Annotated in this window: 12 protein-coding genes; 3 read left to right on the forward strand and 9 right to left on the reverse strand. The window is 48.2% G+C overall.

Annotated features, from left to right (window positions below; genetic code table 11):
• Nucleotides 1-26: 26 nt before the first annotated feature.
• From BZG76_RS10515 to BZG76_RS10530, 4 genes are all read right to left on the reverse strand, one after another.
• The gene (locus tag BZG76_RS10515) at nucleotides 27-1,580 is read right to left on the reverse strand and encodes a methyl-accepting chemotaxis protein (protein ID WP_077461297.1); all 1,554 of its coding nucleotides are present in this window, start codon (nucleotides 1,578-1,580) and stop codon (nucleotides 27-29) included.
• A 163-nt stretch (nucleotides 1,581-1,743) separates the two neighbouring features.
• A complete protein-coding gene (locus BZG76_RS10520; protein ID WP_077461298.1) occupies nucleotides 1,744-2,937 on the reverse strand; it encodes an amino acid aminotransferase in 1,194 nt (397 codons plus the stop codon).
• Between the two features lie 83 nt (nucleotides 2,938-3,020).
• Nucleotides 3,021-4,421 carry an asparagine--tRNA ligase gene (asnS, locus tag BZG76_RS10525; RefSeq protein WP_021022790.1) on the reverse strand — a complete coding sequence of 467 codons (1,401 nt, stop codon included), beginning with the start codon at nucleotides 4,419-4,421 and terminating at the stop codon, nucleotides 3,021-3,023.
• 102 nt (nucleotides 4,422-4,523) lie between these two features.
• Nucleotides 4,524-6,143 (reverse strand): methyl-accepting chemotaxis protein, encoded by a 1,620-nt coding sequence (locus BZG76_RS10530; protein ID WP_077461299.1) that lies wholly within the window; start codon nucleotides 6,141-6,143, stop codon nucleotides 4,524-4,526.
• A gap of 263 nt (nucleotides 6,144-6,406) precedes the next feature.
• On the opposite strand from BZG76_RS10530, the gene queD reads away from it, so the two are divergent.
• Nucleotides 6,407-6,769 carry a 6-carboxytetrahydropterin synthase QueD gene (queD, locus tag BZG76_RS10535; RefSeq protein WP_021022792.1) on the forward strand — a complete coding sequence of 121 codons (363 nt, stop codon included), beginning with the start codon at nucleotides 6,407-6,409 and terminating at the stop codon, nucleotides 6,767-6,769.
• 182 nt (nucleotides 6,770-6,951) lie between these two features.
• Here the strand turns inward: queD and queE are convergent, their stop codons facing one another.
• Nucleotides 6,952-7,617 (reverse strand): 7-carboxy-7-deazaguanine synthase QueE, encoded by a 666-nt coding sequence (gene queE, locus BZG76_RS10540; protein ID WP_077461300.1) that lies wholly within the window; start codon nucleotides 7,615-7,617, stop codon nucleotides 6,952-6,954.
• Between the two features lie 265 nt (nucleotides 7,618-7,882).
• Between queE and mlc the strand changes: the two genes are divergently transcribed.
• Nucleotides 7,883-9,097 (forward strand): sugar metabolism global transcriptional regulator Mlc, encoded by a 1,215-nt coding sequence (gene mlc / locus BZG76_RS10545; protein ID WP_021022794.1) that lies wholly within the window; start codon nucleotides 7,883-7,885, stop codon nucleotides 9,095-9,097.
• Nucleotides 9,098-9,187: 90 nt separating this feature from the next.
• Here the strand turns inward: mlc and sstT are convergent, their stop codons facing one another.
• The 4 genes from sstT to BZG76_RS10565 all read right to left on the reverse strand — a co-directional run bounded on the left by sstT (nucleotide 9,188) and on the right by BZG76_RS10565 (nucleotide 12,678).
• A complete protein-coding gene (gene sstT / locus BZG76_RS10550; RefSeq protein ID WP_077461301.1) occupies nucleotides 9,188-10,405 on the reverse strand; it encodes a serine/threonine transporter SstT in 1,218 nt (405 codons plus the stop codon).
• 306 nt (nucleotides 10,406-10,711) lie between these two features.
• Nucleotides 10,712-11,416 (reverse strand): ChrR family anti-sigma-E factor, encoded by a 705-nt coding sequence (locus BZG76_RS10555; RefSeq protein WP_077461302.1) that lies wholly within the window; start codon nucleotides 11,414-11,416, stop codon nucleotides 10,712-10,714.
• Nucleotides 11,413-11,982, reverse strand: a complete 570-nt coding sequence (locus BZG76_RS10560) for a sigma-70 family RNA polymerase sigma factor (RefSeq protein ID WP_101494590.1) — start codon at nucleotides 11,980-11,982, stop codon at nucleotides 11,413-11,415. The genes BZG76_RS10555 and BZG76_RS10560 overlap by 4 nt, the downstream gene beginning before the upstream one ends.
• Before the next feature lie 126 nt (nucleotides 11,983-12,108).
• Entirely contained in the window at nucleotides 12,109-12,678 is a 570-nt protein-coding gene (locus BZG76_RS10565) for an LON peptidase substrate-binding domain-containing protein (protein ID WP_021022797.1), read from the reverse strand.
• A gap of 154 nt (nucleotides 12,679-12,832) precedes the next feature.
• On the opposite strand from BZG76_RS10565, the gene BZG76_RS10570 reads away from it, so the two are divergent.
• The gene (locus tag BZG76_RS10570) at nucleotides 12,833-13,630 is read left to right on the forward strand and encodes a MetQ/NlpA family ABC transporter substrate-binding protein (RefSeq protein WP_077461303.1); all 798 of its coding nucleotides are present in this window, start codon (nucleotides 12,833-12,835) and stop codon (nucleotides 13,628-13,630) included.
• The last annotated feature ends 55 nt before the right edge of the window (nucleotides 13,631-13,685 follow it).

Consider the following 13,685-nt stretch of genomic DNA (forward strand, 5'->3'; position numbering starts at 1 on the left):
TAGCTAGTATGTGAAGTGCTCAGCGATTATTCGAACTGTCTAGCGATGTCATGGAACTGGCGTACTTTATCGCGAAGTTGGCTGCTTGCCTCTGAGACATCATTTACTTCATTGAGGTTCTGCTGAGAAACGGACTCTATGCTATGTATGTCGCGACTAATATCAGTAAATGTCTCTAGTTGCGCTTGCGCGGAATGATGCGTCTCATTCGTTCTTCCCACCACATCTTCGATGGCCGTCGCAACAGCATGTAAGCTTGAAATACTGTTAGACGTGGTATCAACACACTGCTGTGTTTGTTCATGGCTTTCATGGATCTGAGTTTGCCAATGTGCAATCGTGTTGTGCATCTCTTGTATTGACGCTTGAATTTGTTCGGTTGCACTTTGAGTGCGGCTGGAAAGTGCACGCACTTCATCGGCGACAACGGCGAACCCGCGACCCTGCTCACCGGCTCGTGCTGCTTCAATGGCCGCGTTTAACGCGAGCAAATTGGTTTGCTCAGCAATGCCACTGATTTCACTCATCGATTCGGTCACGCGTTCAGCGGTAGCCGATAGCTGTTGGGTTGCCGTGAGCGAGTGTTCAGATTGCTGGGAAAGCGCTTTTAATTGTTCCCCGGTCTGTTGTAACCAGGATTCAGTTTCTTGGCTCTGCTGCTGCACAGACTGAAGCAGTTCAACGCTTTGTTGCGCATTGTCAGATACCTTATTCGCCGATTCCGAGGCATGGTCAATATTGCTAGCAATCGACGAAATCTGATCGCTTTGCTTGTTAATCGCATCGGAGACGCGTTTCGACAAGGCGCTTAATTCGTCCGAAAACTGGTTCAACGACAGAGAAGCATCGAGCATACGACCCAGAATGGTGCGAATTCGGGCATTAAGTAGCTTAACCTTATAATCAACGACCGAACTTAGCCCTGTGCCCGAATAAATATAGCGACTAATACTGTCGTAGTCCGTTTGAAAGCGGCGGCTAAGCGTAGGCAGGGTAAAAAGCTCATCGCGAAAAATCATCCCCAGTATCAATGGCATCGCAATGGCGCCGGCAATATCCCATCCGGAAATCACGCGATCAAAGATCAGGGAAATGGGCGCGGCGGCTAAACCGATTGCCATTAAACCCCGTTTTACGCCTGTGGGCAGGTCTGCAATCGAAAAGTGTTTAAGCGATTTCCCTGCTTTTTCTGCCGCACAGAGCTTTTGGTAAACCTGTGCCGCGCGATGCTTCACGGCGGGATCAGGCTTAACACGTACGGACTGATAGCCCATGACTTGTCCCCGATCATAAATCGGCGTAACATACGCATCGACCCAATAATAATCACCGTTTTTACAGCGGTTTTTGACAATTCCCCGCCACGGTTGATTGGCCTTAAGGTTACGCCACATATCCGCGAACGCCGCTTTCGGCATATCGGCATGACGAATAATATTATGGGGTGCCCCCGTCAGCTCATTGTCTTCATAACCCGCAATACGAATGAATTCCGGATTACAATAAGTAATGACGCCGCGCTTATCAGTGGTCGAGACGAGGCGTTCATCGTCACCAAATACAACTTCATTATTACTCATAGGGTTTATCTTTTTGGTCACAGTTCATAAAAAACCTGGTTGGTTTTAGTGTAGCGGCTATGGCTTGTTATTAATTGTTTTGTTAATAAATTGTTTAAATATAAATGCCACTAACAAAAAAAGGGCCTAGCGGCCCTTTGTTTCATTTTTAAGACAGCGACGCTTAGTCTAAAACCTTTGCGATCGCAGTGCAAAGTGGCACCATGTTAGTGTGCGTCATACCCGCAACATTAAGCCGACCGGAACCGACAATGTAGACACCATGATCAGCCTTTAATGCATTCACTTGATCCTTATTCAGCCCTGAGAACGAGAACATACCGTTTTGTTGCTCAATAAAGCTAAAATCACGTGAGACGCCTTGCGCTTTGAGTGTTTTGACAAATTCCGTGCGCATGGCTTTAATGCGGTCTCGCATCGTGGCCAATTCTTGTAACCATTCAGCCTTGAGCGTTGGGTCATTCAGAATCGTCGTCACCACCGCTGCGCCATGGGCAGGTGGGTTAGAGTAAATCACTCGGGCGATACTTTTAACTTGGCTAAAGGCGGTGACCGCTTCTTGCTCTTGACGCCCGACCAGTGTGAAGGCACCAACGCGTTCGTTATATAAGCCAAAGTTTTTCGAGAATGAGCTTGCGATCAGCAGCTCTGGGCAGACGTTAGCGAAAATACGCAGACCGACTGCGTCTTCTTCTACGCCTTTGGCAAAGCCTTGATATGCAAAGTCAAACATAGGCAGTAAGCCTTTACGTTGGCAGAGATCTGCCAAGGTTTGCCATTCTTGCTCGGTAGGATCGATACCGGTTGGGTTATGACAGCAGCCGTGGAGTAGCACGACATCGCCCGCTGCCGTTTTCTCGAGATCAGCGACCATCGCTGAAAAATCTTTGTCATTTTTGGCCGGATCATAATAGCTGTATTCCGCGAGAGTTAAACCTGCCGCGGTAAACACGCCTTTATGGTTAGCCCAAGTTGGGTTACTGATCCAAATGGTGACATCGCCTAGGTGGCGTTTAATAAATTCACCTGCTAAGCGAAGGGCGCCGGTGCCGCCGGGAGAATGTGCGGTTTGTGCGCGTTTGTCTTTAATGACATCCGCATGCTCACCAAAAAGTAATTGCTGAACGGCAAGGCCATATTCGGCGGTGCCTGGAATGCTCAAATAAGATTTGGTGGTTTCTTTATCGAGTAGTAGTGCCTCGGCTTTTTTTACTGAGGTTAAAACGGGCGTTTCGCCGTGCTCGTTTTTATAGACCCCGACCCCGAGGTTAATCTTATCTTCACGTGGATCCGCTTTAAATTCTTCAGTTAGCCCTAGGATAGGATCAGCAGGTGCCGCAGAGATTTTCTCAAACATTGGTGTCGTCCATGGTTATGATGAATGAAAGCTAAATGCAAATAAAAGGCTGCAACCTGCAGCCTTTGGATAAGTGTATCTATTTAGAAACTGGCATTGCGTGGTGAGCGAGGGAATGGGATCACGTCACGAATGTTGCTCATTCCCGTCACGTATGAAACCAGACGTTCGAAGCCCAGACCGAAACCAGAGTGAGGGACAGTGCCATAACGGCGAAGATCGCGGTACCACCAGAAATCTTCTTTTTCTAGACCCATTTCTTCAAGGCGTTGGTCGAGCACATCTAGGCGCTCTTCACGCTGAGAGCCGCCGATGATTTCGCCGATACCCGGTGCGAGTACGTCCATCGCAGCAACGGTCTTACCGTCATCGTTCATACGCATATAGAACGCTTTAATGTCTTTCGGGTAGTTTTTTACCACAACCGGTGCATTAAAGTGCTCTTCTGCCAGGTAACGCTCATGCTCAGAGGCTAAATCAATGCCCCACTCAACGGGGAATTCAAAAGTTTGGCCGCTGTTTTGCAAAATAGTGACCGCATCGGTGTAATCCACTTGCGCAAAGTCGGCGTTGACGAATTTCTCCAAACGAGTCAGAACATCTTTATTGATCCGCTGTTCAAAGAATTGCATGTCATCTTTGCGCTCATCCAACACGGCCTTGAAAACATATTTTAACATGGCTTCTGCAAGCTCAGCAGAGTCATCAAGATCGGCAAACGCCACTTCTGGCTCAACCATCCAGAATTCAGCCAAGTGACGGCTAGTATTGGAGTTTTCTGCACGGAAGGTGGGACCAAACGTATACACTTTACTGAGTGCACAGGCGTAAGTTTCGGCATTTAACTGACCCGATACGGTCAAGAACGCTTCTTTGCCAAAAAAGTCTTGATCGTAATCGACTTCGCCTTGTTCGGTTTTTGGCACATTGGCCATGTCTAGGGTAGACACCCGGAACATTTCCCCCGCACCTTCACAATCCGACGCTGTGATCAGCGGTGCAGACATCCAGTAATAGCCTTGCTCATGGAAAAAGCGATGAATGGCTTGTGAGAGCGTATGACGTACACGTGCAACGGCACCAATTACGTTCGAACGTGGGCGGAGATGCGCCACTTCACGCAAGTACTCAATCGAATGGCGCGTTTTCGCCATTGGATACGTGTCTGGATCGTCAACCCAGCCAACGACCTTCACTGCCGTTGCCTGAAGCTCATAGGCTTGACCTTTTCCGGGCGATTCAACAACCTTACCCGTGACCTCAACGGAGCAGCCTGCGGTCAGGCGCAGAACGTCTTGCTGATAATTATCCAGCTCATTAGGGACCACGGCCTGAATAGGGTCAAAACAAGAACCATCATAAATGGCAAGAAAAGAAATACCGGCTTTGGAATCTCGGCGTGACCGGACCCATCCACGCACAGTCACTTCAGTGTCGACTGCCGCCTTGCCGCGCAGGACGTCTACTACAGGCGCGTATGTCATAATTCGCTTCTATCTCCGTTTAGGTAATGCGGCCAACGGGGTGTGACCGCATCAGTGATTTTGCAAGTTAGACTAGCAAGTTTACCTGTATCCTGTATAGCTTCAAGGTTTGAGCGTGTCTGAGAGCTGAAATTGGCCAATTAACCCTTCAAGTTGTTCAACCAGCTGCTCGAGATTTGCACTAATCGCTTTCACCTCATTAGCATTGGTTGCGGTATCGTTGGCGTGACTTTGAATACGACCCACTTGAGCGAGCAAGGCATCGGTCATTTGCGCCTGGTGATCACTTTGTTTGCTGATGTCATTGGCGTTGTCGTTGACCGTTTTAACTTGGTCGGCGATATTACCCAAAGCGGTAGAAAGTTCCATCACGGTTTCTGCACGTTGATTAGCACTTTCACTGGTCGCTTCAACCGCTTGCGCAGAGGCTTCACTGCCTGCACACAAGTTTTCAATGATGGTTTGGATTTCACCAGTGGCATCATGGCTACGACTGGCAAGGTTGCGTACTTCGTCGGCAACCACCGCAAATCCTCGGCCTTGCTCTCCGGCTCGAGCAGCTTCAATGGCGGCATTCAACGCCAATAAGTTAGTTTGCTCGGCAATTTCCCGGATCACGCTGAGGATCGTCGTTACTTGCTGGCTTTGTTGATTAACATCCAATATTTGTGTGCGTACTTGGCCAATATCAGCCACCAACTTACGAATATCATTGGCCGCGACATTCGCCAGATCACTGCCCTGATTGGCACTGCCTGCGGCAGATTCACTCAATTGCGCCGCTTCTTGAGTACGATTTTGAATGTCGTGTTGATGCTGCTGCACATCATCGATGGCTGAAGACATGTCATTGGTTTCGTGACGTTGGCTATCAGCTAATTGATCGGTATGACTTGAGACACGGATCAGGTTCATGGCCTCAGCAGACAGGGTTTCTGAGGTGCGCTGAACTTGTTGCAGGCTGGCAGAAAAGTTATCAAGCAACTGGTCGCAACTATTGCACAGTTCACCAATCTCGTCGTCACGGGTATTATTGAGGCGCTCGGAAAGATTTTTGTCATGGCTAGTGCGTTTCATAAAGGCAGAGACGCGCTTAAGCGGGGAGACCACCCAGCGGCGAATCACAGTGAGTGAGATTAAAAATCCAATCACAGCGATGCTGCCCATGATCCCAGCGGTAATTAACATTTCTCTATCGATAGTGCTATACAAAGGCTCAAGATCATACTCGAGCCGGATAACACCGAGTACGGTGCCTTCCTCTGCTACGTGGCATTGCAGACAATTGGTACCGCGATAATCGCTGCTCGCTTTCATCGGCAGGGCGACCACCAATCCTTTTCCCGCATCAGCATCAAAGGTTTCGACAATGGTTTCACCTTTGAGGGCACGTTGGTCAATGGCATCCTGAGCAGATTGCTCAGGATTTCCTGGGCCAAAAAAGCGGGTAATTGCCTCTCCACGGATCACGCGAGCGTCGTCGATGCCTTTGTGTGACAGCATTTTCTCTCGCAACGTATTACGCTGACTGATGGTGCCGGTGAGCATCAGCATATTAAGGCTATCAAAGTAGTTGGACGCTTTATCTAAGGTTTGCTCGCTGACAATCGATGTCATCAAGGCTTTTTGTTGATGCGACTGATAGGCCAGCGAGGTGGCGAGCACAAGAGCGAAAACAAGAAAAAGAGCAAGAAGAATTTTGCTCGCAAGGGTCATACGCATGAGTCAACCATTTGTTATTAATTTATAGAGTTATCAGTTCTAGCCTGTAGCGACTATGTTAAACCGAGAGCGCACTTGTGGCGGTATCCTCATATAAAATGTGTGATTTCATCGACGTAAATCGTCCCAATAATGAGATGGAAACCCGTATTGCGAGGCATTCTGGCCGCACAGACTAACGGGTGTGGTCGGATGAATGCGTTTGAGTCGGCCAGCGAATTTAAGTAGCATGCGGCCTCTTGTTGTTGTTGGAATGAAGTAAAATGACCACTGAGTTGTTTAAAGAATTTACCTTTGAGGCGGCACACCATTTACCGAATGTGCCAGAAGGCCATAAATGTGGGCGTTTACATGGGCATTCATTTACGGTGCGTTTGTATGTAGAAGGCGACGTTGATCCGTATACGGGGTGGGTGATCGACTTTGCCGAAATAAAAGCGGCTTTCAAACCGATTTATCAGCGCCTGGATCACTACTATCTCAATGACATTGAAGGGCTAGAAAATCCAACCAGTGAAGTGCTAGCACATTGGATTTGGCAACAGGTAAAACCGAATCTGCCTCTGTTAAGCCAGGTCATGGTGAAAGAAACTTGTACCGCAGGTTGCACTTATCGAGGTGAGTAACGAAACTCGACGTGAGTAACAATACTCGAGGTAAATAAGAAGCAGTCGAGAGAAATAAAAAAACGCCGAGTAGCAGTGTCCAACTTTATGAAGTCACTTCAGTACTCGGCGTTTTTTGTCGCTTTTTCGACGTGTGCTTTGCTCCATGACGGCGCGATTTATCTTGTCACCGTCATCGTCACTTAGGCGATATTCAAATACTTGTGTGTTTGCACGGATAAACGCCAGCCGCGCGCAATGCAGGTGTCGATGCAAAGTTTGGTTGCACGTGGCTTTTGGCTTACCGGCTGCAGCGCAATGGTTGCACCAGGAGAGGCTGGGCAGGTCTCAAGCAGAATCTCTAGTTGTGTAATGTCCTTTTCTGTCCCCACCGGATGTTTTATCTCATTGGCTCGCGCCATCGCACTGGCGAGAACGGGCAATTTACCGCGCATATTGATTTTGGGCGACACCGTTACCCAGGTGGCTTGGCTCGCATAGACCGTATAGGTGCCACTGGTTTCAATTTGGCATTGGCATCCAGCCTCTTCCAAGGCTTCCGTTAAAGGTACCAAATCATAAAGACAGGGTTCGCCCCCGGTAATCACGATATGCTTAGCGTGATAGCGTTGCGTGATTTCAGTGACGATATCTTCGGCTCCTAGCCAGCACCAAGTCGGTGAATCCTCTGACTTATCAATAATAAAGATCTTATCTTGCTGATCCTTATCATCCGTTTCCCAGGTTTGCTTAGTATCGCACCAGGCACATCCTACTGGACATCCTTGCAAGCGGACAAAAACTGACGGAACCCCTGTGAAGGTGCCTTCGCCCTGGATCGTTTCAAATATCTCGTTGACTCGGTACATGGTGATTAATAGCGATAGAATATGAGCTCCGCATTATGCCAACGAATAAGTTTGAGATCTTGTTTTTTAGCCCGCGATTAGAGGATGAACAGCGTTACTGTTTAGACAGGTTTTGTGAGTTTGTACGCGATTTCAAAGATACAAAGTGACAAATGTCACGTGCTAGCGGCCAATTGCTTCACAATTAGTTCGCGAAGTAAAAAAATTCACCTAAATAGGCGGTGTCAGGGTTTATCGCCACAGCCACGTAGTAATAGGAAAGGGCATGATTATTGGGCAGCCGGGACATATCGATCATATTAAGCGCAAAAATGCGGGCACGATTTATAACTTAATCGACCGTTTTGAGCCTATTTCGCGGATCGAACTCTCGAAACGCAGCCAACTGGCGCCTGCCAGTATCACCAAAATTGTGCGCGAACTGATGGACGCTCACCTTGTAAAAGAGGCGCCGATCCAAGAAACGAGCATGCGCGGGCGTCCAGCTGTAGGGCTTATGCTGGATAACGAAGGCTGGCAATTTTTGTCCATGCGTCTAGGAAGAGGTTATCTCACTCTGGCGCTGCATTCGCTAAGCAGTGAAATTTTGATTCAAGAACGGCATGAATTAACGGTGGTGGCGCAAAGTGCATTACTCACCACCGTGGTCGATCATGTCAATGCGTTTTTCTCTCGTCACCAACAAACGGTGGATCGTGTCACCAGTATTGCGATTTCGCTACCGGGCTTGGTAAATAGTGCCCAAGGCACCGTGATTCAAATGCCGCACTTTGAGGTCGACCATATGCCTCTAGGACCTGTATTACATCGTGAGACCGGTTTACCGGTATTTGTGGGGAACGACACCCGTTCTTGGGCACTAGCGGAAAAGTTGTTTGGTAACGCGAAAGAAGCAGACAGCGCCGTTCTGGTCGCGGTTCACAGCGGCGTTGGGGCCGGTATTGTGCTCGAGGGCAAAGTGCTTCAAGGGCGGATCGGTAACGTTGGCGAGTTAGGTCATATTCAAATTAAGCCCTTTGGTAAGCGGTGTTTTTGCGGTAATTATGGCTGTTTGGAAACGGTCGCAAGCCTGTCCGCGATCTATGAGCAGGTGGAGACATTGCTCAATGAAGGGCATCCGAGTTGCTTGCACGACCAACCCCTCACGATAGAGGCTATATGCGATGCAGCGGTGTCAGGCGATGGTTTGGCCCACCAAGTGATCACCGAGCTTGGGCATCACTTGGGAACCGCCATAGCGATTGTGGTGAATTTATTTAACCCAGAAAAAATATTATTTGGTGGCGAATTCAATCGTGCTAAATCGGTCTTGTATCCTGCGATCATGGAATGTTTAAAAACGCAGACGATTCCGCTGTATAGCAAGTACCTAGTCTTGGAAGAAAGCTATTTCTATACCCAAGCGACGATGCCTGGAGCGGCGATGGTAAAGCAGGCGATGTACGATGGTAATTTGCTGATGAAAGTGCTGGAGGGCTAATCGTTGCCTTGGTTGACAATTAAAAAGCGGTTAAAGAAAAAGCAGGTGTTGATGCACCTGCTTTTTTTTGATCTTGGCTAAGGGCGTTGGTTAGCTGTTTTTACGCGTTTCACCTAAGCATGCCGCCGCAGTAAATACTACGTCGGTTGAGCTATTCAGGCCCGTTTCGGCAGAGTCTTGTAAAACACCGATAGTAAAGCCAATCCCAACCACTTGCATGGCAATCTCTTGTGGAATACCAAACAAATTACACGCGAGTGGGATCAACAATAGGGAGCCGCCAGCAACCCCCGACGCGCCGCACGCGGATACCGCGGCCACCACACTCAACAGCACAGCCGTGGCGATATCCACTTGGATACCGAGTGTATGAACAGCAGCCAGGGTTAATACGGTAATGGTGATCGCCGCGCCTCCCATATTGATGGTGGCACCGAGTGGGATAGAGACAGAATAAGTATCTTCATCTAAATCAAGGCGGCGGCATAGCTGCATATTCACTGGAATGTTGGCTGCAGAGCTACGGGTGAAGAAAGCGGTGAGACCGCTCTCACGCAGGCAGCGAAAAACAAGGGGATAGGGGTTTTGACGCGTTTTGATATACACAATCAGCGGATTTACCACCAAGGCGATGGTTGCCATACTGCCGAGTAGCACCCCCAAAAGGTGTAAATACCCCATCAAAGCATCAAAGCCACTTTTCGCTAACGTGCTTGCTACTAAGCCAAAAATACCCAAAGGCGCAAACCGGATCACAAAGCGGACGATCATCGATACCCCCTCGGATACATCCGAGAAGACACGTTTGGTTTCGTTCGACGCATGATGAAGAGCAATACCTAAGCCAATCGCCCAAGCCAAAATACCAATATAGTTACCACTCATCAACGCGTTAACAGGGTTGTCAACGATATTGAAAAGTAGCGTACTTAATACCTGGCTAATACCCTCTGGCGGCGTAATGCTAGCATCCGTCGCAGCAAACTCGAGGGTAGTCGGGAACAAAAAACTCATGGTCACCGCGGTCAATGAAGCCGCAAGGGTGCCGATAAGATAAAGCCCAATAATGGGGCGCATGTTGGCCCGTTGGCCTTGTTTCTGGTTAGCAATGGACGCTGCCACTAAAACGAAAACCAAAATGGGTGCGACGGCCTTCAATGCGCTGACAAAAAGTTGTCCGAGCAATCCGGCTGTGCCAGCAAGCTCGGGGGATAGATAGGCTAAAACACCACCGGCAAGAATACCGATGAGTATTTGAAGTACCAGCGAGTTACCTCGACTGACACTGGCGAGTTGTGTTTGACTCATGTGACTCTCACTTCACTGTGTTTATTATCAATGGCTGTTAATGAATCGTTAGAAGTGACGAATTAAACCAGTTAAATTCACCCTATGTAAAGGGAAAATTGTTACTTTGAACTAGTTAGGTAGGACTGAAGTGGCGAGTTATGATTAATGAGAGGTTTATTTAGTGTAATTATTCTGTTATCACTGCAGAATAAATGGTGATAATTCTAGGTCTAGCCGAGCAAATACGTGGATTTAGGCGGCCATCTAGCATAAAAAAAGGCGACCATAGCGGTCGCCGAAGGATAACAACTAGCACAGAAATTTTTAGTAAATCGCATGTCCCACGGTATTGAGCAACTTACTCACGCCTTTTGTGAAGTAGAGAGGAGCATCTGCAATGGTATAGCAAAGGCAACCTTCTTTTGTATACGGCGTATGATGGTGACGGCTATCGAGTAAAATAAAGTCACCTGGCACATACTGACCACTTTCATCTTCAAAGGTACCGTCCAACAAAAGGGTTAACTCATAGCCCTTATGAGTATGCGCAGGCACTGAACCGCCTTCATCGATATGAAGAAAACTGGCTCGCGTTGCCCCTTCGTCGAGATTAAGTCGCGCACGTTGAACTTTACCAAAGGATGCCCAATTTGAATCGCCGAATCGTTGCAATGCTCGAGGTAAGGCATATGTTTTTTCACCGACAGTAATTTGTGTTGCGCGCGCTTCAGGTTGTTCCGCGCCAGATTGCGTCAGCGCATCGGCATCGTTGGCAGCCGCTTGTTCAAAAATGGCGGATAGCATTTCATCTTCAGCGTTGTGATCCCACTCATTTACCATCAACGCTTCGTCGCCGACTGTTTCTTGATCAAACGCCACTGATGCAAGCTTTTCTTCTGCAGTGGCCACGTAAGCTTGGCACTCCTGGCAAAGTTCAACATGAGCAGACAACGCAATCGCCATCGAAGTCGGCAATTTGCCAGCAGCAAAAGCATCCAGTAAATCGGTCGATGGGTGATACTTAATCATTGTTTTACCTCCAGGTGATTGCGAAGCTTTTCTAGACCTAAACGCAATCGGGACTTGACGGTGCCCAATGGCACATTTAATTGTTCTGACAACTCTTGATGAGTCAATTGCTTGAGATAAACCCCTCTAACCACCTGCTGCTGGACCGCGGGTAACTCGTCAATAAAACTGAGAAGCTCTTGGTCCATCATGTACTGAGCACCGGAATCTGTTTCGTTGTCCTGTTGCCCTGACTCGAGAATGGGCCAGATATCATCGCTAAAATTGTCTTCGCGATTCGATTGCACCTTGCGGAGCATATCGAAGCTTAAGTTACGCATGATAGTGAATACCCATGTCGTCGCCGCGCCTTTGTCAGAATTATACAAGTGGGCTTTGCGCCATACCACTAGCATGGTTTCTTGTACTAATTCCATTGCTTGGCCGTCGGCTCTTAAATGTTTTGAACCATAAGCGCGTATCTTAGGGCCAAAAAATCGGAACAAACGTTCGAACGCTATGCGGTCGCGGTCTTCTGCAACTTTTGCTAATAATTCAGACAACTCTTCCTTCGTCACGTCAGTCATGTTGGCACGCGTGTCCCGTCTGGAAATGGTGGTCTCAGTATACATGGTTTGTGGCGCAGTCATAGTTGAGTCCTATCTGTCGTAGCCGTCCATCTCGCTTCCAATACGAGGCTTAAAACAATTGGATCACTCGACTTCTTGCTCGAGAAGCTGACTGATAAATTGCTTCGCCTCTTCTGCCGATTCTTGCGCGATAAACCATTGTTTTTGCGCGTTAGAAAGCGGCAAAATTTCTAACCAGCGTTGGCAACTCCAGGTTAAGTCTTCGAAATACGGCGCCTCATATTGCTCAGCATGATCCGGGTGGGCGGCGAAGACATTTTTAAGTCCTGCGGCGATACGCATTTTTTCTTCATTTTCTTCCTGGTCAATAAACTCGTCATGTGGCCAGTCATTCAGTGCCTGTATCTCGCCCACCCAGAGCTTGTCGGCCTCTTGCTCTGTCGATTGAATTTTTACCCGTTGACGACCTGCAATGGTAATGCCTAATAAACCATCGGGTAGTGTTTCAAAATCGACAATGTCCACCAGTGTGCCATATCGATATAAACGTTTACCTTGCATCATCGCTAGCACGAATCCCTGTTGATTCGCCGAGCATTCACGGACCAAGCGCAAATAGCGAGGTTCAAAAATGCGCAGCTTAGCTCTGCCCCCGGGTAGTAAGAACAAGGGTAGAGGAAACAGCTTCGTCATATCTACGCCTCCTTATTGATTCAACATGCCTGCCACTACGCGACCAGGGTTGGATACGATCAAGACAGAGACTGCATTACCACAATCAGGTTGACATCATTATAAGCTGTGGCATTCTGGACGTCTAAACATCTACTTTTCTAAGGGAATCGGAATGACGTTAAAGCGACCAGGATTTTGGATTGCGTCAGTGTTACTGGCGTTGGTTATTAGCGGCTGCTCAGATCAGCCAGAAACGATAAAGATTGGTGCGACTGTCGGTCCCCATGCGCAAGTCGTAGAAGCGGTTGCGAAACAGGCTAAAACCGAAGGAATTCATGTCGAAGTGGTGGAATTTTCGGATTACATCTCTCCGAATGCCGGTTTGGCAGATGGCAGTCTTGATTTAAATAGTTACCAACATCAGCCGTTTCTCGATAACTTTAATCAAAACCATGATAGTGAATTGGTCTCGATTGGGCGTTCCATCCTTATGCGGATGGGGGTTTACTCAGACAAAGTACAGCGCGTGGACGATTTACCCCAAGGCGCACAAATTGCGATCCCTAACGATCCGACCAACGCCGGGCGCGCCTTGCTATTACTGCAAGACGCAGGGCTGATCACCTTGGCCGATAACGTTGGCTTTCAAGCGACGCTACAAGATGTTACCGCTAACCCCAAGCAGCTCGATTTTGTCGAAGTAGAAGCGGCACAACTGCCTCGCAGCCTACAAGATGTCGATGCCGCTGCAATTACCATGAACTATGTGATGTCATCAGGGCTTAATCCAAGTGATCAAGGTATTTTCTTAGAATCGAAAGACGCACCGCTCGCAGTGATGGTTGTGGCAGCGCGGGCAGAGGATAAAGATAATCCGACCTATCAGCGTTTGTTGGCGCTATTTCAATCAGAGGCAACACGTGCGTTTCTACAAAAAACCTTTGATGGCACGATCGAACCGGCTTTCTAGTTTTTAAAACCGGCCAGCGATAGCTGGCCATTGATGTACATTCTCAATCATTGTT

The organism is Salinivibrio sp. AR647, assembly GCF_001995415.1.
Lineage (GTDB): Bacteria > Pseudomonadota > Gammaproteobacteria > Enterobacterales > Vibrionaceae > Salinivibrio > Salinivibrio costicola.